General features: G+C 67.5%; 21 protein-coding genes. 19 read left to right on the forward strand and 2 right to left on the reverse strand.

Annotated elements, in window-relative coordinates; genetic code table 11:
• Positions 1-4: 4 nt before the first annotated feature.
• The 5 genes from DW298_RS14795 (at position 5) to DW298_RS14815 (ending at position 5933) form a co-directional block, all read left to right on the forward strand.
• Entirely contained in the window at positions 5-1309 is a 1305-nt protein-coding gene (locus tag DW298_RS14795) for a homoserine dehydrogenase (RefSeq protein WP_136043233.1), read from the forward strand.
• Between the two features lie 2 nt (positions 1310-1311).
• Positions 1312-2274 (forward strand): homoserine kinase, encoded by a 963-nt coding sequence (gene thrB / locus DW298_RS14800; protein WP_136043234.1) that lies wholly within the window; start codon positions 1312-1314, stop codon positions 2272-2274.
• Between the two features lie 164 nt (positions 2275-2438).
• Complete coding sequence (rho, locus tag DW298_RS14805; RefSeq protein ID WP_136043235.1) at positions 2439-4406, forward strand: transcription termination factor Rho; 1968 nt, start codon at positions 2439-2441, stop codon at positions 4404-4406.
• An 11-nt stretch (positions 4407-4417) separates the two neighbouring features.
• Entirely contained in the window at positions 4418-5497 is a 1080-nt protein-coding gene (gene prfA / locus DW298_RS14810) for a peptide chain release factor 1 (protein ID WP_136043236.1), read from the forward strand.
• Positions 5498-5525: 28 nt separating this feature from the next.
• Positions 5526-5933, forward strand: a complete 408-nt coding sequence (locus DW298_RS14815; RefSeq protein WP_168429492.1) for a phage holin family protein — start codon at positions 5526-5528, stop codon at positions 5931-5933.
• Between the two features lie 21 nt (positions 5934-5954).
• On the opposite strand, the gene epsC is transcribed toward DW298_RS14815, so the two are convergent.
• On the reverse strand, positions 5955-6524 hold the full coding sequence (gene epsC, locus DW298_RS14820) for a serine O-acetyltransferase EpsC (protein WP_136043237.1): 570 nt from the start codon (positions 6522-6524) through the stop codon (positions 5955-5957).
• 8 nt (positions 6525-6532) lie between these two features.
• Entirely contained in the window at positions 6533-7471 is a 939-nt protein-coding gene (cysK, locus tag DW298_RS14825; protein WP_136043238.1) for a cysteine synthase A, read from the reverse strand.
• A gap of 100 nt (positions 7472-7571) precedes the next feature.
• Between cysK and prmC the strand changes: the two genes are divergently transcribed.
• The 14 genes from prmC to DW298_RS14895 form a co-directional block, all read left to right on the forward strand.
• Positions 7572-8432 (forward strand): peptide chain release factor N(5)-glutamine methyltransferase, encoded by an 861-nt coding sequence (prmC, locus tag DW298_RS14830; RefSeq protein WP_136043239.1) that lies wholly within the window; start codon positions 7572-7574, stop codon positions 8430-8432.
• Between the two features lie 52 nt (positions 8433-8484).
• Positions 8485-9216 carry an L-threonylcarbamoyladenylate synthase gene (locus DW298_RS14835; protein ID WP_136043240.1) on the forward strand — a complete coding sequence of 244 codons (732 nt, stop codon included), beginning with the start codon at positions 8485-8487 and terminating at the stop codon, positions 9214-9216.
• The gene (locus DW298_RS14840) at positions 9213-10382 is read left to right on the forward strand and encodes an MraY family glycosyltransferase (RefSeq protein ID WP_136043241.1); all 1170 of its coding nucleotides are present in this window, start codon (positions 9213-9215) and stop codon (positions 10380-10382) included. Before DW298_RS14835 ends, DW298_RS14840 begins: the two co-directional genes overlap by 4 nt.
• Positions 10382-10915, forward strand: a complete 534-nt coding sequence (locus DW298_RS14845; protein ID WP_136043242.1) for a hypothetical protein — start codon at positions 10382-10384, stop codon at positions 10913-10915. Before DW298_RS14840 ends, DW298_RS14845 begins: the two co-directional genes overlap by 1 nt.
• 209 nt (positions 10916-11124) lie before the next feature.
• Entirely contained in the window at positions 11125-11844 is a 720-nt protein-coding gene (atpB, locus tag DW298_RS14850) for a F0F1 ATP synthase subunit A (RefSeq protein ID WP_240745151.1), read from the forward strand.
• A 43-nt stretch (positions 11845-11887) separates the two neighbouring features.
• On the forward strand, positions 11888-12124 hold the full coding sequence (atpE, locus tag DW298_RS14855) for an ATP synthase F0 subunit C (RefSeq protein WP_017830994.1): 237 nt from the start codon (positions 11888-11890) through the stop codon (positions 12122-12124).
• Between the two features lie 27 nt (positions 12125-12151).
• The gene (locus tag DW298_RS14860; RefSeq protein ID WP_136043244.1) at positions 12152-12706 is read left to right on the forward strand and encodes a F0F1 ATP synthase subunit B; all 555 of its coding nucleotides are present in this window, start codon (positions 12152-12154) and stop codon (positions 12704-12706) included.
• Positions 12706-13497, forward strand: a complete 792-nt coding sequence (locus DW298_RS14865; RefSeq protein WP_136043245.1) for a F0F1 ATP synthase subunit delta — start codon at positions 12706-12708, stop codon at positions 13495-13497. The genes DW298_RS14860 and DW298_RS14865 overlap by 1 nt, the downstream gene beginning before the upstream one ends.
• A 47-nt stretch (positions 13498-13544) precedes the next feature.
• Positions 13545-15185: a F0F1 ATP synthase subunit alpha gene (atpA, locus tag DW298_RS14870; RefSeq protein WP_136043246.1), complete on the forward strand. Its 1641-nt coding sequence runs from the start codon at positions 13545-13547 to the stop codon at positions 15183-15185.
• 19 nt (positions 15186-15204) lie between these two features.
• The gene (locus DW298_RS14875; protein ID WP_136043247.1) at positions 15205-16101 is read left to right on the forward strand and encodes a F0F1 ATP synthase subunit gamma; all 897 of its coding nucleotides are present in this window, start codon (positions 15205-15207) and stop codon (positions 16099-16101) included.
• A 21-nt stretch (positions 16102-16122) separates the two neighbouring features.
• Positions 16123-17577: a F0F1 ATP synthase subunit beta gene (gene atpD, locus DW298_RS14880; protein WP_017830989.1), complete on the forward strand. Its 1455-nt coding sequence runs from the start codon at positions 16123-16125 to the stop codon at positions 17575-17577.
• A gap of 2 nt (positions 17578-17579) precedes the next feature.
• Positions 17580-17840, forward strand: a complete 261-nt coding sequence (locus tag DW298_RS14885) for a F0F1 ATP synthase subunit epsilon (RefSeq protein ID WP_136043248.1) — start codon at positions 17580-17582, stop codon at positions 17838-17840.
• A gap of 77 nt (positions 17841-17917) precedes the next feature.
• A complete protein-coding gene (yaaA, locus tag DW298_RS14890) occupies positions 17918-18664 on the forward strand; it encodes a peroxide stress protein YaaA (RefSeq protein WP_136043249.1) in 747 nt (248 codons plus the stop codon).
• Positions 18665-18777: 113 nt separating this feature from the next.
• Positions 18778-19487, forward strand: a 710-nt coding sequence (locus DW298_RS14895; RefSeq protein WP_205820387.1) for a hypothetical protein, incomplete at its 3' end; no start/stop codon positions are given.

Consider the following 19487-nt stretch of genomic DNA (forward strand, 5'->3'; position numbering starts at 1 on the left):
AACCATGACTGAATACCGACGACTTCGTGTGGCACTGCTGGGTGCCGGAGCGGTCGGGTCGCAGGTCGCGGCGCTCCTGCTGCGCCACGGCGACGAACTGGCCGACCGTGCCGGTGCGGAACTGGAGCTCGCCGGCATCGCGGTGCGCGACGTGGATGCGCCGCGTGACGTCGATCTCCCCAAGGAGCTCTTCACCACCGACGCGGAGTCGCTGATCCTGGGCGCCGACATCGTGATCGAGCTGATCGGCGGCATCGAGCCCGCCCGCACCAGCATCCTGCAGGCGATCGGCTCAGGTGCCGACGTCGTCACGGCCAACAAGGCGCTGCTCGCCACGCACGGCCCTGAGCTGTTCGAGGCCGCCGATCGCGTGGGCGCATCCGTCTACTACGAAGCCGCGGCCGCCGGTGCGATCCCGATCATCCGGCCACTGCGCGACTCGCTCGCCGGCGACCGGGTCGTGCGCATCATGGGCATCGTGAACGGCACGACGAACTACATCCTGGACCGGATGGACTCCGAGGGCGCCGACTTCGCCGACGTGCTCGCCGATGCGCAGCGTCTGGGATACGCCGAGGCCGACCCGACCGCCGACGTGGAGGGCTACGACGCCGCGCAGAAGGCCGCCATCCTCGCGAGCCTCGCATTCCACACGGCCGTGCCGCTCGAAGCCGTCTACCGCGAGGGCATCACCTCGATCACGCCGTCCATGATCGAGGAGGCTCGCGCTGCGGGTTTCGTCATCAAGCTGCTCGCGGTGTGCGAGCGCATCGAGGCCAACGGCGCCGAGTCGATCTCGGTGCGCGTCTACCCGGCACTCGTGCCGAACTCGCACCCCCTCGCATCCGTGCACGGCGCCAACAACGCCGTCTTCGTCGAGGCGGAGGCCGCCGGATCCCTGATGTTCTACGGCGCGGGAGCAGGTGGCGTCCAGACCGCCTCGGCCGTGCTGGGTGACGTCGTCTCCGCCGCTCGCCGTCACATCGCCGGGGGCGTCGGAGTGGGAGAGTCGACCAGGGCCAACCTTCCGGTCGTCCCGATCGGACACGTCACCACCCGCTACCAGATCACGCTCGAGGTCGCGGATGCGCCGGGCGTGCTCGCCACGGTCGCCGGAATCCTCAGCGACGGCGGAGTCTCCGTCGCGACGGTCGTGCAGACCGTCGAGGGCGAAGACGAGCCGACCGCCCGTCTGATCATCGGCACGCACCGCGCGACCGAGCAGGCGCTCAGTGCCACCGTCGACGCTCTCGCCGACAGCACGGTCGTCGCCCGGGTCGTCTCGGTGCTCCGGGTGGAAGGCGAGTGACGATGGCGTCAGCCCTCGCCCCCGTCGAGGGCAATCCGGTGGAAGACCGCACCGTCGAGGTTCGGGTGCCGGCCACGAGCGCGAACCTCGGCCCCGGCTTCGACACGCTCGGCCTGGCGCTCAGCATCTACGACACCCTGCAGGTCACGGCGCTGCCGGCCGGTCAGCTCGAGATCGAGGTGACCGGCTCGGGTGCGGCCGAGATTCCGCGCGATGAGTCGAACCTCATCGTCCGCACGATCGCGTACGTCTTCGCCGATGCGGGTCGCCCCGCCCCGGGTCTGCGCATCATCGCGGAGAACGGCGTCCCGCATGGCCGCGGACTGGGCTCATCGGGTGCCGCCGTCGCCGCCGGAGTTCTCGCCGCGAAGGGACTGCTCGCCGGCGACGTCGAGATCGGCGACGCCGACCTCCTTCGTCTCGCCACCGAGCTGGAGGGCCACCCCGACAACGTGGCTCCGGCGCTTTTCGGCGGGCTGACGATCGCCTGGATGGGGGAGCGCGGGCCCCAGCATAAGAAGCTGCTCGTGCACCGCGGCGTCTCGCCCCTCGTGCTCGTCCCCGCCTACACGATGTCGACCTCGCAGGCGCGTTCGCTGCAGCCTCCGCACGTCTCGACTGCGGATGCGGTGTTCAACGTCTCGCGCTCCGCGCTGCTGATCGCGGCCCTGATGCAGAGTCCGGAACTGCTCCTCGACGCGACCGCCGACCGCCTCCATCAGGACTATCGCGCCGAGGCGATGCCCGAGACGCAGCGGCTCGTGCAGGCGCTGCGCAAGGCGGGCTTCGCAGCCGTCGTCTCCGGTGCCGGTCCCAGTGTGCTCGTGCTGGCCGACGGGCCGGGCAGCCGCCAGGACGCGGTGGAGCTGGCTGATCGAGTCACCGACACCCCGTGGGAGGCGCTCCTGCTCGCAGTCGACGTGCGTGGTGGTACAGTGGGGACTCGAGCGGAGGGCTCCACGTAACTACGTGAATCTGGCCCCATTGCAACTCTTGCAAGACCCGCACGCAAATCCCTGTGGCACAAGTGCCGAGGCTGGCTGGCGCCGAGCGTCAGCCCGTGCGATCGCGCGCAGCACCCGTTGTGTGCGTTCAACGCTCATTCCCCATGACATATAAGGGAGTACTCGTGGAGAACCTCTCCGAGACCCAGAACGACCAGTCCGCTTCGGTGTCCGAAGCCCCCGCGACCGAGGCTGCACCGGCGCGCAAGCGCGCACCGCGTCGTGCCAGCACCGCCACGGCGGCGGCGAAGGCCGAGAAGGCCGAGGCGGCGAAGGCCGAGAAGGCGGAAGCCGCGCCGAAGGCAGAGTCCGAGCCGAAGACCGCATCGGCGCCCGCTGAGGCATCGGCGGAGCCCGCGGAGGCCGCGCCCAAGGCGAAGGCACCGCGTCGCAGCCGTGCGAAGAAGGCGGATGCCGAGGCGCCGACCGCGGAAGCCGCTCCGGCAGAGGCACCCGCCGCAGATGCCGCTCCGGCAGAAGCTCCGGCGGAGTCGGCGCCCAAGTCGACCGGCCGCGGACGCCGTGGCGCCCAGAAGACGGCAGCCCCCGAGGCCGAAGCCGCAGATGCGGCCCCCGCGGCGGATGCCGCTTCTGAGACAGCTCCCGCCGAGCCGGCCCAGAACGGCAACGCTCGGGGCCGCAACGCGCAGAACAACAACGCGCAGAACAACAACGCGCAGAACAATAACGCGCAGAACAACGACAACGACGACGACTCCGAGGGCGGCGAGGAGCAGGGCGGCCGTGGTCGCAACCGCAACCGCAGCCGCAACCGTGGCCGTGGCCAGAACGGTGCCGCGCAGGAGCAGCAGGCTCAGCCCGCCGACGATGACCAGTCCGGTGGCAACAACCGCAACCGTCAGCGCAACAAGCGTCGCAGCGGTGTCCCGACCGACGAGTTCGACACCGAGATCGGCGAGGACGACGTCCTCATCCCGATCGCCGGCATCCTCGACGTCCTCGACAACTACGCCTTCGTGCGTACCACCGGCTACCTCGCCGGTCCCAGCGACGTGTACGTCTCGCTCGGCCAGGTGAAGAAGTACAACCTCCGCAAGGGTGACGCCGTCGTCGGCTCGATCAAGCAGCCTCGCGAGGGCGAGCAGCAGGGCCGCCAGAAGTACAACGCGCTGGTCAAGGTCGACTCGATCAACGGCCTGTCGGTGGACGACGCGGCAACCCGCGTGGAGTTCGGCAAGCTCACCCCGCTGTACCCGCAGGAGCGTCTGCGCCTGGAGACGGCCCCCGAGAAGCTGACCCAGCGCATCATCGACCTGGTCGCCCCGGTCGGCAAGGGCCAGCGCGGCCTCATCGTCGCACCGCCCAAGGCCGGCAAGACGATCGTCCTGCAGCAGATCGCGAACGCGATCGCGCAGAACAACCCCGAGGTCCACCTCATGGTCGTGCTCGTCGACGAGCGCCCCGAAGAGGTCACCGACATGGAGCGCTCGGTCAAGGGCGAGGTCATCGCCTCGACGTTCGACCGTCCCGCCGAAGACCACACCACGGTCGCCGAGCTCGCCATCGAGCGTGCGAAGCGCCTGGTCGAGCTCGGTCGCGACGTCGTCGTGCTGCTCGACTCGATCACCCGCCTCGGCCGCGCGTACAACCTGGCTGCCCCGGCGTCCGGTCGCGTGCTCACCGGTGGCGTCGACGCGTCGGCGCTGTACCCGCCCAAGCGGTTCTTCGGTGCGGCGCGCAACATCGAGAACGGCGGATCCCTCACGATCCTCGCCACGGCGCTGGTGGAGACCGGCTCCAAGATGGACGAGGTCATCTTCGAGGAGTTCAAGGGCACCGGCAACAGCGAGCTGCGCCTGTCCCGCGCCCTCGCCGACAAGCGCATCTTCCCGGCGGTCGACGTGAACGCGTCGAGCACCCGTCGCGAAGAGATGCTGCTCTCGGCCGACGAGGTCAAGATCACGTGGAAGCTGCGTCGCGCTCTCGCGGGCCTGGACCAGCAGCAGGCTCTCGAGGTCGTCCTCGGCAAGCTCAAGGAGACCAACTCGAACGTCGAGTTCCTCGTGCAGATGCAGAAGTCGATCCCGACGCTTCCCTCGGGTGCGCACGGGCACGACAACAACATCCGCTGAGCGGCTGAGCCGTGTTCGAGTCCGTCCAGACTCTGATCGACGAGCATCGCCGGGTGCAGGAGGAGCTCTCCGACCCGGCGGTGCACGCCGACGCCGCCCGCGCGAAGCGCGTCAACCGCCGCTACGCCGAGCTGTCCCGCATCGTCGCCGCGTACGAGGCTTGGATCGCCGCGACCGATGATCTGGAGACCGCGCGCGAGTTCGCGCGGGAGGACGAGTCGATCGCGGCCGAGATCCCGGCGATGGAAGAGGAGCTGCAGACCGCACAGGAACGGCTGCGGCGTCTGCTCATCCCGCGCGATCCGGACGATGCTCGCGACGTGATCATGGAGATCAAGGCGGGGGAGGGCGGTGCGGAATCCGCGCTGTTCGCCGCCGACCTGCTGCGCATGTACATCCAGTACGCGGCGTCCAAGGGCTGGAAGACCGAGCTGCTCGAGCGGAACGAGTCCGACCTCGGCGGCTACAAGGATGTTCAGGTCGCCATCAAGGGATCGTCCTCCGACCCCGCCCAGGGCGTGTGGGCGCATCTGAAGTACGAGGGCGGCGTGCACCGCGTGCAGCGCGTTCCGGCGACCGAGTCGCAGGGGCGCATCCACACGTCGACCACCGGCGTGCTGGTCTTCCCCGAGGTCGACGAGCCCGAAGAGATCCACATCGACCAGAACGACCTCAAGATCGACGTGTTCCGCTCCTCCGGTCCCGGCGGTCAGTCCGTGAACACGACCGACTCCGCGGTGCGCATCACCCACGTGCCGACCGGCATCGTCGTGTCGATGCAGAACGAGAAGTCCCAGCTGCAGAACCGTGAGGCCGGCATGCGCGTGCTGCGCGCCCGTCTGCTCGCGCGCCAGCAGGAGGAGCTGGATGCCGCGGCTTCCGATGCCCGTCGGTCGCAGATCCGCGGCATGGACCGTTCGGAGCGCATCCGCACCTACAACTTCCCCGAGAACCGCATCGCGGATCACCGCACCGGCTTCAAGGCGTACAACCTCGATCAGGTCATGGACGGAGCGCTCGACCCGTTGATCGAGAGCGCGATCACGGCGGACGAGGAAGCGCGGCTCGCCGCGGTCGGCTCCGACTCCTGACGCGCCACGCGAACGCTATGATCGGGCCGTGATCACACTTCTGTTCCGCGGTCTGATGTATGTCGTGTCGGCCGGTCTCGGCCTGATCGCCGCCGACCTCGCCCTCGACGGTTTCCAGATCGAGTGGGACAAGTGGTGGGGCTTCGTCGTCTGCATCCTGATCTTCGCGATCCTGCAGAGCGTGCTCGCGCCGTGGGTGGGCAAGATGGCCACGCGATATGCCCCCGTGCTCATGGGCGGCATCGGCATCTTCTCGACGCTGATCTCGCTCATCATCGTGGTGCTGCTGCCCATCGGCGGACTGCGCATCACCGACCTCACCGGCTGGCTTCTCGGCTCGGTGATCGTCTGGCTCATCACCGCGCTCGGCAGCGTGCTGCTTCCTCTGATCTTCCTGCGCAAGAAGGTCGAGGCGGTCAAGACCAAGCGGCGCTGAGCCCCTCGGTCTCGCCGACGCTCAGATCGCGTAGTCCGGCGCGGTGAGCAGCGCTCTGGTGTCCTCGCCGGTGTGGCGCTGACGCGGCTTCGCGGGAACCCCGACGAGGATGCTGTCGGCCGGTGCATCGCGGGTGACGACGGCATTCGCTCCGACGACGGAGTGAGCGCCGATGGTCACGGGGCCCAGGATCTTCGCGCCGGCACCGACCGCGACCCCGTCGCCGAGTGTCGGGTGGCGTTTGCCGGAGGTGCGCGTCCGTCCGCCCAGAGTCACACCGTGGTAGAGCATCACATCGTCGCCGATCACGCTGGTCTCGCCGATCACCACTCCCATCCCGTGATCGATGAAGAACCGGCGACCGATCCGCGCGCCGGGATGGATCTCGATCCCGGTCAGCCAGCGCGACAACTGCGAGCCCGCGCGCGCGAGCAACCGCAGCCGGCGTCGCCAGAGCGCGTGCGACACGCGGTGCGCCCAGATGGCGTGGAGCCCCGGATACAGCAGAGCGACCTCGGCACTGCTGCGCGCGGCGGGGTCACGAAGGCGAGCCGCCGCGACGTCCTCGCGCATCCGCCCGATCATGCCCATCGAAACCCTCAGTCTTCGCGCAGGTCCTCGAACAGCGCGGTGGAGAGGTAGCGCTCACCGGTGTCCGGGATCACGACGACGATCGTCTTTCCGTCGTTCTCCGGGCGAGCGGCCACCTTGAGCGCCGCCGCGACAGCCGCGCCGGAGGACATGCCGACGAGCAGACCCTCCTTGGCGGCGAGGTCGCGGGCGACCCGCAGCGACTCGTCGAACTCGGCGGTCATGATCTCGTCGAGCACATCGCGGTCGAGCACGTCGGGGACGAAGTTCGGGCCGATGCCCTGGATCTTGTGCGGGCCGGGGTGGCCCTCGGTGAGCACGGGCGAGTCCTTGGGCTCGACGGCGATGACCTGCACCCCGGGCTTCGCGGCCTTGAGGGCCTGTCCGGTTCCGGTCACCGTTCCGCCGGTGCCGACACCCGCGATGAAGATGTCGACCGCGCCATCGGTGTCGCGGAGGATCTCCTGCGCCGTGGTCTCGCGGTGGATCTGGGGGTTGGCCGCGTTCTCGAACTGGCGGATCCAGATCGCGCCGGGCGTCTCCGAGACGATGCGCTTGGTCTCCTCGATAGCGCCGCTCATGCCCTTGGTGGGATCGGTGAGCACGATCTCCGCGCCGAACGCCTTGAGCAGCACTCGACGCTCCTTCGACATGGAGGCCGGCATCGTCAGGATGACCCGGTAGCCGCGGGCGGCGCCGACCATGGCGAGAGCGATGCCGGTGTTGCCGCTCGTCGACTCCACGATCGTGCCGCCGGGCTTCAGCTCGCCCGACGACTCCGCGGCGTTGATCATGGCGATGCCGATGCGGTCCTTCACGCTCGATGCCGGGTTGTAGTACTCGAGCTTGGCGAGCACAGTGGCCCCGAGGCCCTCGGTCACGCGGTTCAGACGCACGAGCGGCGTGTTGCCGAACGCGGTCGTGATGTCGGAGTGGATGCCGGGCATGAGGAGCCTTCCTGTGCGGGGGTCGCTGCCGGTCCAGCCTAGGGGAGGGGCCTTGTCGCAGCGGCATTGTGACAGCTCAGCGCGCTCTACGCTGGAAGCCATGTCCGACACCTCTCTTGCGGCGCTCGTCCGTGCCGCCGCTCAGCGCCTGGCCGACGTCGGCGTCCCGGATCCTCTGGTCGACGCGGAGCTGCTCGCCGGGCATGTGCTGGGTCGGCGACGCGGCGAGGTGCAGGCCGCGATCATCCGCGGAGACGATATCGACGACGAGTCGGCGGGTGCCCTGGAAGCCCTGGTGACGCGCCGTGCCGCGCGCGAACCCTTGCAGCACATCACCGGCACGGCCCCGTTCCGTCATCTCGAGCTGGCTGTCGGACCCGGTGTCTTCGTGCCGCGGCCGGAGACCGAGACGGTGGTGCAGTACGCGATCGATGCACTGCTCAACTCCGCGGACCCCGCACCGATCGGCGTCGACCTCGGCACCGGCAGCGGTGCGATCGCCCTCGCGATGGCGACGGAGGTTCCGCACGCCCGCGTCTTCGCCGCCGAGCTCTCCGAGGATGCGCACGCATGGGCGAGCCGGAACGTCGCCGGCGTCGACAATCTGACGCTCGTGCTGTCCGACCTGGGGGAGGCCTTCCCCGAGCTCGACGGCACGGCATCGGTCGTCATCTCGAATCCGCCGTACGTGCCGGACGCCGCGATTCCGCGCGATCCGGAGGTGCGGCTCTTCGACCCGGCGATGGCGCTGTATGGCGGAGAGGACGGCCTCGACATCGTGCGCGTGCTCAGCTCCCGGGCGCTCGCGCTCCTGCATCCCGGAGGCCTGCTCGTGATCGAGCACGGCGAACTGCAGGGCGAATCGATCAGGGACATCCTCGCCGCGGACGGGTGGCGCGCGCCGGCGACGCATCGCGATCTCACCCTGCGGGATCGCACCACCACCGCACTCCGGCCCTGATCAGCCGGCTCGGAGCATCTGCAGCACTCGCGCAACGTAGAATCGAACCGTCATGTCAACCATCTTCGACTGCCGCGATGACTCGCAGCTGCTCGCCGGCATGCGCCATGCGCGCCAGGCGATCGGCCGTGGCGAACTCATCGTGATGCCCACAGACACCGTGTACGGCGTCGCCGCCGACGCCTTCTCCCCGGCCGCCGTCCAGCGGTTGCTCGACGCGAAAGGGCGGGGTCGCGATCAGCCGCCGCCCGTCCTGATCGGGACGAAGGAGACGCTCGCGGCTCTCGCCGAATCGGTCCCGGAGCCGGTCGAACGCCTCGTCGACGCGTTCTGGCCCGGCGGTCTCACGATCGTGCTCCCCGCCCAGCCCTCGCTGGTGTGGGACCTCGGTGAGACACTCGGCACCGTCGCGGTGCGGATGCCGGAGGGACGTGTGGCCCTCGAGCTGCTGGCCGAGACCGGTCCGCTCGCCGTTTCCAGCGCCAATCTCACGGGCCAGCCCGCGGCGATCTCGGCGTCGGACGCGGAGGAGATGCTGGGCGACAGCGTCGCCGTGTACCTCGCCGACGGTCTGAGCAAGGACGGCATCGCCTCCACCATCGTCGACGCGACGTCTCTGGTCCGTCGTGGAACGGATGCCGAACCCGGCACCGTCCGCATCCTCCGAGACGGAGCGGTCACGCGGGAGCAGCTGCAGGAGGTGCTCGGCGATCTGCTCGAACCCGAGGAGCCGCAGGACGCGGAGCACGTGCATGCGGAGGAGCCGCAGGACGCGGATTCGTGAAGCAGTATCTCGCCACGGTCCTCCTCACGGCAGCGATCACCTTCGCGCTGACCTGGGCGGTCTGGCGACTCAGCCTCCGATTCAAGCTTTACCCCGGCATCCGAGAGCGCGACGTGCATACGACGCCGACGCCGCGCCTCGGCGGAGTCGCGATCTTCCTCGGCATCGCCGCCGCCTTCGGATTCTCGGCCGTCAACCCCTTCTTCCAGAGCATCTGGATCCCTCCGCAGACGATGTGGTCGATCCTGGGCGCCTCGCTCCTGATCGCGATCATCGGCGTGGTCGACGATCTCTGGGACATCGACTGGATGATCAAGCTCGGCGCGCAGTTCCTGGCCGCGGGACTCATCACCGTCGGAGGCGGACTGCAGATCCTCTCGCTGCCGTTCGGCGACCTCATCGTGGTCTCCAGCTGGCTGAGCATCACGATCACGATGTTCGCGATCGTGATCGTGATGAACGCGGTGAACTTCATCGACGGACTCGACGGACTCGTCGCCGGGGTGTGCCTCATCTCTAACGGCATATTCTTCGCGTACTCCTACATCTTCACGCGTGACTCCGGCGCCTCGAGCTACTTCAACCTCTCCACGTTCCTCGCCGCAGTCCTGATCGGCGCCTGCCTCGGCTTCCTGCCGCTGAACTGGAGCCCGGCGAAGCTGTTCATGGGGGATTCGGGCGCTCTGGTGATCGGTCTGCTGATGGCGACATCGGCGATCGCGATCACCGGGCAGATGGATCCGTCCGCTCTCGATCCCGAGCGCCTCGGTCGCTCGCAGCTGATCGGTGCCTTCCTGCCGATCCTCCTGCCGCTGCTGGTCGTGCTGCTGCCGCTGCTCGACTTCGGTCTGGCTGTGCTGCGACGCATGAGCGCCGGTCGCTCGCCGTTCTCGCCCGATCGCAAGCACCTCCATCACCGGATGCTGGACCTCGGCCACCGCGACCGCGACGCGGTCCTCATCTTCTATGCATGGACGGCCGTCATCTCACTCGCCGTCCTGCTGATGTACGTCGGTGCGCGGGAGGACTGGCCCGGCCAGTACCTTCCCGGCGTCGGCTTCGGCGTCGTGGGCATCGCCGCGTGCCTCGTCGTCACCCTGAGCCCCACCCGCCGCAGGAAGAGCGCAGCGGCCGCCGAAACCGACCCGACACCCGTGGAGTCCTGATGAGCCCGAGCCCCGTTTCCAGCACGCCGATCCTGCGTCGCACCCTCATCTGGTCGGCTGTCGCGACCGCCGTGCTGGCCGTCGTCGCCGGCGGTGTCGGCTACGCCGTCGCCGGGGGAGAGGGGCTCATCAGCGGGCTGTTGGGCGTGCTGCTCGCAGCCGTGTTCCTGGCGATCACCGGCATCAGCATCCTCATCGCGAACCGCTGGTACGGGGACCCGATCTACGTGCAGCTGTTCTTCGCGATCGTCCTCGGGGGCTGGCTGCTCAAGCTCGGACTGTTCGTCGTCGCGATGATCCTGCTCGCCGGCCAGCCCTGGCTGGAGCCGATGGTGTTCTTCCTCTCGATCGTGGCCGGCGTCCTGATGTCGCTCGCCATCGATGTGATCGTGCTCACCCGTATGCGGCTGCCCAACGTGAGCGACACCACGCTGCCGACAGAGGTGCCCGAAGATCGTGCGCCCGGAAACGCGAATCGCGTCGACGAGGGACCGGTCGACGAGGGACCGGTCGACGGGGGCCTGCGGTCTTAGGGGACCCTCAGATTCTGATACTGTTGAACCGTGCCCGCCGCTCGCCCGCGAGCGCTTGCGCTGATTGCACACCGACCATCGTCGCCCCGGTTTAGACCGGTGCCCCGAAGCTGGAGCCCGCGCTGTTTAATCTTGCTGCGACCCTGACCCCCCGACTTGCCTCCGACGGCGAGTTCCACGGCCCTTCGATCGACGATTTCTTCCCGGAGATCCTCTTCTACGTAGGCCCGATCCCCGTCAACCGGATCCACCTGGTCCAGTTGCTCGCGGTGATCGCCGTGGTGCTGATCCTCTGGCTCGGCACCCGACGCATGAAGGTCGTACCCGGACGCTTCCAGAGCCTGGTGGAGATGGGGCTCGGCTTCGTCCGCACCAACGTCGCCCACGACATGCTCGGGCGCAAGGACGGCGATCGCTTCCTGCCGATCCTCACCACGATCTTCTTCATGGTGCTGTTCATGAACATCACGGGAATCATCCCGTTCCTGAACATGCCGGGAACCGCGATCGTCGCGGTGCCGCTGACGCTCGCCGTGGTCAGCTACGTGACCTTCATCTACGCGGGTATCAAGCGCCACGGACTCAAGTTCTTCAAGAACTCCCTGTTCCCTCAGGGCGTGCCGGTCGCCGCGATGCCGATCGTCGCGATCATCGAGCTCATCTCGACGTTCATCCTGCGCCCCGTCACGCTGACGCTGCGTCTTCTCATGAACCTCGTCGTGGGGCACATGATCCTGGTGCTCGCGTTCTCCGCGACCCAGTTCTTCTTCTTCACCGCAGGCGGCGGCTGGGCCGCGCTCGGTGTCGGAACCCTCGCCTTCGGCGGCGCCTTCACGATCTTCGAGATCCTGGTCGCCGTCCTCCAGGCATACGTCTTCACCGTCCTCACCGCGGTCTACATCCAGCTCGCGGTCGCAGAAGAGCACTGAGCGGGCAGGCATCAGCCTTCCCACCCAACGAAAGGAAAAACCCGTGGACGCTACTACGGTTCTCGCTGAAATCAACGGTCACCTCGGAGCGGTCGGCTACGGCCTCGCTGCCATCGGCCCGGCCATCGGCGTCGGCATCGTCGTCGGCAAGACCATCGAGGGTGTCGCCCGTCAGCCCGAGCTGGCCGGCCGTCTCCAGGTCCTCATGTGGATCGGTATCGCCTTCACCGAGGCGCTTGCGTTCGTCGGCATCGCCGTCGCATTCATCCCCTTCCCGTAATCCTCACCGACTTCTGAAGGAGACAGGATGCTGAACGCTCTTGTCACGAACCTCGCAGCAGAGGGTGAGCCGAACAACCCGCTCATCCCTGCGTGGTACGACATCATCTGGTCGGGCCTCTGGTTCATCGTCATCCTCGTCGTGGTCTGGAAGGTCGCCCTTCCTCGACTGACGAAGATGCTCGACGAGCGGTCCGCCGCCATCGAGGGCAACATCGCCAAGGCTGACGAGGCGCAGAAGCAGGCGGAGGCGGCACTCGAGGAGTACACGCGTCAGCTCGCTGAGGCGCGTACCGAGGCCGGCGAGATCCGTGAGGCCGCCCGCGAGGACGGCAAGAAGATCGTCGCCGAGGCGAAGGACGCCGCGACCACTGAGGCCGCACGCATCACCGCCACCGCGCACACGCAGATCGAGGCCGAGCGTCAGACCGCTCTCGTCTCGCTGCGCAGCGAGGTCGGAACGCTCGCGATCGACCTCGCCGGCGGCGTCGTCGGCGAGACGCTCTCCGACGATGCACGTGCGACGGCTGTCGTCGACCGCTTCCTCGCCGACCTCGAGGCATCCGAGAAGGCGGCTCAGTAATGGGCAGCGCGACCACTCAGGCACTCGCGGCATCCATCCAGACGCTTGCCGCAGCGAAGGGCGTCACTCTCGACACCGCACGGGAGCTTCTCGCTGCCGCACGTGCCGTGAGCGAATCGTCTCAGCTGAGCGGCGCGCTTGCTGACCCCTCTGCTCCCGCCGCGGCACGACAGAACGTCGTCGCCGCGGTGTTCGGCGGGTTCTCCGCAGACGCTCAGAGCGTTCTGAAGACGGTCGTGGCGGAGCGCTGGTCCAACGCGGGTGAGCTCGTCGACGGTGTCGAGGAGCTCGCGATCCGCGCTGCAGCGATCGCCGAGCCGGATGCGGACATCGAGGGGGAGCTGTTCAGCTTCTCCCGCGTGGTCGCCGCCAACCCGGAGCTCGAACTCGCCCTGGGCGGACGTCTCGGCGGAGAAGACGCCAAGGGAGTGCTCGTCGAGCGCCTCCTGGCCGACGGCTCGACGAGCGCTGCTTCGACGCTGATCATCACGTCGCTCGTGCGTCAGCCGCGCGAACGACGCGTTCGTCGCCTGCTCAACCGCGCGATGAGCATCGTCTCGAGCCAGCGCGGTCGTGTGGTCGCCACGGTGCACACCGCCGCCCCGCTGACCGACGCGCAGCGCGCCCGCCTCAGCGACTCGCTGTCGCGACGCTACGACGGTCAGGTGTCCCTCAACGTCGTCATCGACCCTGCCGTGGTCGGAGGTCTGCGCGTGCAGATCGCCGACGACGTCATCGACGGCAGCATCTCCGCACGACTCGCAGACCTTCGCCAGAAGCTCGCGGGCTAACACGACTTCGCGCGGGGAACCGCGCACCCAGATACAAAGGGAAGACAATGGCAGAACTATCGATCAGCCCCGACGTCATCCGTGACGCGCTGAAGGACTTCGCCGCAGCATACGAGCCCTCCGGGGCCGGGGCGACCGAGGTCGGCACCGTCATCGACGCCGCAGACGGCATCGCGCACGTCGAGGGACTTCCCGGCGTCATGGCGAACGAGCTCGTCATCTTCGCCGACGGCACCAAGGGCCTCGCACAGAGCCTGAACGAGCACGAGATCGGTGTCGTCGTCCTCGGCGAGTTCACCGGCGTCGAGGCCGGTCAGGAAGTCACCCGCACGGGTGAGGTCCTCTCCGTCCCGGTCGGCGACGGCTACCTCGGCCGCGTGGTCGACCCGCTCGGCAACCCGATCGACGGCCTCGGTGCCATCGAGACCGAGAGCGTCCGCGCCCTCGAGCTGCAGGCGCCGGGCGTCATGCAGCGCAAGTCGGTGCACGAGCCGATGCAGACCGGCATCAAGGCCATCGACGCGATGATCCCCGTCGGCCGCGGCCAGCGTCAGCTGATCATCGGTGACCGCCAGACCGGTAAGACGGCCATCGCGATCGACACGATCATCAACCAGAAGGCCAACTGGGAGTCGGGCGACGTCAACAAGCAGGTCCGCTGCATCTACGTCGCCATCGGCCAGAAGGGCTCGACCATCGCTTCGGTGAAGGGCGCGCTCGAAGAGGCCGGCGCTCTGGAGTACACCACGATCGTGGCTGCTCCCGCCTCCGACCCCGCCGGTTTCAAGTACCTGGCTCCCTACACCGGCTCCGCCATCGGGCAGCACTGGATGTACGGCGGCAAGCACGTCCTCATCATCTTCGATGACCTGTCCAAGCAGGCCGAAGCCTACCGTGCCGTGTCCCTCCTCCTCCGCCGCCCGCCGGGCCGCGAGGCTTACCCGGGTGACGTCTTCTACCTGCACTCTCGTCTGCTCGAGCGTTGCGCGAAGCTGTCCGACGAGCTCGGCGCCGGTTCCATGACGGGTCTCCCGATCATCGAGACCAAGGCGAACGACGTCTCGGCGTACATCCCGACCAACGTGATCTCGATCACCGACGGCCAGATCTTCCTCCAGTCCGACCTCTTCAACGCCAACCAGCGTCCGGCGGTCGACGTGGGTATCTCGGTCTCGCGAGTCGGTGGCGACGCGCAGGTCAAGTCGATCAAGAAGGTCTCCGGAACGTTGAAGCTGGAGCTCGCGCAGTACCGCTCCCTCGAGGCGTTCGCCATGTTCGCGTCCGACCTCGATGCGGCTTCGCGTCGTCAGCTCTCCCGCGGTGCGCGTCTGACCGAGCTGCTCAAGCAGCCGCAGTACTCGCCGTACCCCGTCGAGGAGCAGGTCGTCTCGATCTGGGCCGGTACCAACGGCAAGCTCGACACGATCGAGGTCGAGGATGTCCTGCGCTTCGAGCGCGAGCTCCTGGACTACCTGCGTCGCAACACCAAGGTTCTCGAGACGCTCCGCGACACCAACGTCCTCGATGACGCCACGGTCGAAGAGCTCGGGAAGCAGACGGATGCCTTCATCCTGGAGTTCCAGGGCGGCAAGGGTCACGCCATCGGCGCCCCGGGCCACGAGGAGCACGCTGCAGCCGAGGCGGAGGACGTCAACCAGGAGAAGATCGTCAAGGGTCGTCGCGCGTAACCGCGTGAGGTACTGACATATGGGCGCTCAACTCAGGGTCTACAAGCAGAAGATCTCCTCTGCTCAGACGACCAAGAAGATCACGAAGGCGATGGAACTCATCGCGGCTTCGCGCATCCAGAAGGCGATGGCACGCGTCAAGGCGTCCACCCCCTTCGCGCGTGCCGTGACGAGGGCCGTGGCGGCCGTCGCGACGCACTCGAACGTGGATCACCCGCTGACCCGCGAGTCCGAGAACATCACCCGCTCCGCGGTCGTGATCTTCTCCTCGGACCGCGGTCTCGCCGGAGCCTTCAACTCGCAGATCCTCCGTGAGGGTCTCGAGGTGGCCGAGCTCCTGCGCGAACAGGGCAAGGAGCCGGTCTTCTACCTCATCGGTCGCAAGGCTGTCGGATACTTCCAGTTCCGACGTCTTCCGGCCGCTGCGGAGTGGACCGGAGACACCGACACCCCGTCGTTCCACACCGCTGAGGAGATCTCCGCGACTCTGCTCGAAGCGTTCTCCCGTGGGGGAGAGGGCGGCGGCGTCGATGAGATCCACCTCGTGTACAACCGTTTCGTCAGCATGATGACGCAGTCGCCGGAGAACGTGCGGCTGCTTCCGCTGGAGATCACGGAAGCCGATGAGTCGGAAGCCGGTAGCACCGTCTACCCGCTGTACGAGTTCGAGCCGGACGCCGAGACCGTTCTCGATGCGATCCTGCCGGTGTACATCCAGAGCCGTGTCTTCAACGCACTCCTGCAGTCCTCTGCCGCGAAGCAGGCGGCGACGCAGAAGGCGATGAAGTCGGCCAGCGACAACGCCGACAAGCTCATCACCGACTACACCCGTCTGCGCAACAACGCGCGCCAGGCGGAGATCACGCAGCAGATCGCGGAGATCGTCGGCGGCGCCGACGCACTCTCGAACAAATAGACCATCAGGAAAGAGACGAAAATGACCCTCACCGCTCCGGCTGACCAGCCGGCGACCGCGGTCGTCGGGCGCGTCGCACGCGTCAACGGTCCGGTTGTCGACATCGAGTTCCCGCACGACTCGATCCCCGACATCTACAACGCGCTGAAGACCACGATCGCGATGGGCGAAGAGTCCACCGAGATCACGCTCGAGGTCGCACAGCACCTCGGCGACGACCTCGTCCGCGCCATCGCTCTGAACCCGACCGACGGCATCGTCCGTGGCCAGGAAGTCCGCGACACCGGTGAGGCCATCTCGGTCCCCGTCGGCGACGTGACCAAGGGCAAGGTGTTCAACGTCATCGGCGAGGTGCTCAACCTCGAGCCCGGCGAGACCATCGAGGTCACCGAGCGCTGGCCGATCCACCGCAAGGCGCCGAACTTCGACCAGCTCGAGTCCAAGACTCAGATGTTCGAGACCGGCATCAAGTCGATCGACCTCCTCACCCCGTACGTGCTGGGTGGAAAGATCGGTCTGTTCGGTGGCGCCGGTGTCGGCAAGACCGTCCTCATCCAGGAGATGATCCAGCGCGTCGCGCAGGACCACGGTGGTGTGTCGGTGTTCGCCGGTGTCGGTGAGCGCACCCGTGAGGGTAACGACCTCATCCACGAGATGGAAGAGGCGGGCGTCTTCGACAAGACCGCCCTCGTGTTCGGTCAGATGGACGAGCCGCCGGGAACGCGTCTGCGCGTCGCCCTGTCGGCTCTGACGATGGCGGAGTACTTCCGTGACGTGCAGAAGCAGGACGTGCTGCTCTTCATCGACAACATCTTCCGCTTCACGCAGGCCGGTTCCGAGGTCTCCACGCTGCTGGGCCGCATGCCCTCCGCCGTGGGTTACCAGCCGAACCTCGCCGACGAGATGGGTGTGCTCCAGGAGCGCATCACCTCGACGCGTGGACACTCGATCACCTCGCTGCAGGCGATCTACGTGCCGGCCGATGACTACACCGACCCGGCTCCGGCGACCACGTTCGCCCACCTCGACGCGACGACCGAGCTCTCTCGTGAGATCGCCTCGAAGGGTCTGTACCCGGCCATCGACCCGCTGACCTCGACGTCGCGCATCATGGACCCCCGCTACTTGGGCGAGGACCACTACCGCGTCGCCACGACGGTCAAGCAGATCCTCCAGAAGAACAAGGAGCTGCAGGAGATCATCGCCATCCTCGGTGTCGACGAGCTCTCCGAGGAAGACAAGATCGTCGTGTCGCGTGCACGTCGCATCCAGCAGTTCCTCTCGCAGAACACCTATATGGCGAAGAAGTTCACCGGTGTCGAGGGTTCGACCGTCCCGCTCAAGGAGACCATCGAGTCGTTCGACGCGATCACCCGCGGTGACTTCGACCACGTGGCCGAGCAGGCCTTCTTCAACGTCGGTGGCATCTCCGACGTCGAAGAGCAGTGGGCGAAGATCCAGAAGGAGAACGGCTGACCATGGCTTTGAATGTCAGCCTCGTCTCCGCGGATGCGGAGGTCTGGACGGGAGAGGCGAGCCTCGTGGTCGCCAAGACCGTCGAGGGTGAGATCGGCTTCATGACCGGCCACGAGCCGGTGCTGGCGATCCTCGCTGAGGGCCAGGTCCGCATCACGCAGTCGGATGGCACCAAAGTGCTGGCCAATGCCCAGGACGGGTTCCTCTCCATGGAGGGGAACACCCTGACGATCGTTGCCGGCAACGCGGCTCTCATCGCCTAGCAGTACTCGTTTCGACACGTCCGCCTCGGTACCCGTTCGGGTCCCGGGGCGGACGCGTCTGCTTCCACCGAGGTTCCATGAAGATCCTGCTTCCGCCGTCGGAGACGAAACGTGAGGGCGGCCACGACGCCCCGCTCGACGTCACCTCTCTCGCGTTGCCATCGCTGAGCGCGCATCGATCCGCGGTGCTGGACGCTCTCGTCGATCTTGCGGCCGACGAGGAGGCGTCGCGCCGCGTGCTCAAGCTCAGCGAACGCCAGAAGGGCGAGATCGCGCACAACCGCGATCTGCGGACGGCGCCCACGATGCCGGCGGTCGATCGCTACACGGGCGTGCTCTTCGATGCCCTGGATGCGGCCAGCCTCTCCGCGGCATCGCGCCGGTGGTTGGGGGAGCACGTCTGGATCCACAGCGCGCCTCTCGGGCCCATCGGTGCTCTGGACGCGGTGCCGACCTATCGGCTTGCCGCGGGGACCTCCCTCCCGGGTGTCCCGGCGTTGCGCAAGCACTGGGCGCACCCCACTTCAGCGGCGATCGCGGAGGCGTCACCCTCGTTCGTGCTTGATCTGCGCAGCGAGGCGTACGTGGCGCTGGGTCCTGTTCCGGACACGGTGCCCTCCGCGTATGTGAGGGTTGTGACCGAGCATGGGCGGGCGCTGAACCACTTCAACAAGAAGTCCAAAGGGCTGCTCGTGCGTGCTCTCGCGGAGGAACGGCCGCGCGTCGGATCGCTCCGTTCCCTTCGCCGCTGGGCGGACGGCCACGGCATCGTGCTGCGTGACGCCCAGCAAGCGGGAGTCCTGGAACTGGTCGTCCACGAGTGACGGCACAAGTCCGCGCATGAACGGACGCGCGTAGGTCTTTGCTCGCCTGTGGTGTCCCCGCTATGGTTGTCACGCGGCGCGACCTGCGCCGAATATTGGATCCGGAGGGGACCATGTACGACTATTACGACACAGGCTCGTTGGCCGTTTTCGGCATCCTGATCGTCTTCGGCTTCATCTTCGCGATCGCGGGATACGTTCTCTCGTCGCTGTTCCTGATGAAGATCTTCGAGAAGGCCGGGGTCGAAGGCAAGTGGCGGGCGTGGGTTCCCGTGTACAACGCCATGATCCTTGCGAAGCTCGGCGACGTGTCGCCGTGGGTGATGCTCGGCGCCATCGTGATCAACGTCATCCCGATCCTCAACTACATCTCCTGGATCGCCTACGTCGCTGTCATCGTGATCGTCGCGTGGCGTGTGGGTCTCAAGCTGCAGAAGGATGCCGTTTGGATCCTCCTCGGGCTGATCCCCGGCATCGGTGCGCTGATCTGGCTCGGCATCAACGCTTTCGACAAGTCGCGCTGGAACCCGAACATCGTCCCCGCACCGTGGGCGAACAACGGATTCCTCGGCGACAACACGGTCTGGCAGGGCATCCCGGTCCAGCCCCGGCCTGCCGCCGCCGCTCCCGGTTACGGCGCGCCGCAGGGCTATGCGCCTCCGGCGACGCAGGGCTACGCACCGCCCACCCAGCCCGGCTACGCGCCGCCCGCACAGCCCGGTTACGCACCGCCGGCGGGTCCCGCTGCTCCGGCCACGGGCGCTCCGGTTCCGCCGGTTCCGCCGACCACTCCGCCGGCACCGCCGGCAGCTCCGCCTGCACC

The organism is Microbacterium sp. A20 (assembly GCF_004794515.1).
Classification (GTDB): domain Bacteria; phylum Actinomycetota; class Actinomycetes; order Actinomycetales; family Microbacteriaceae; genus Microbacterium.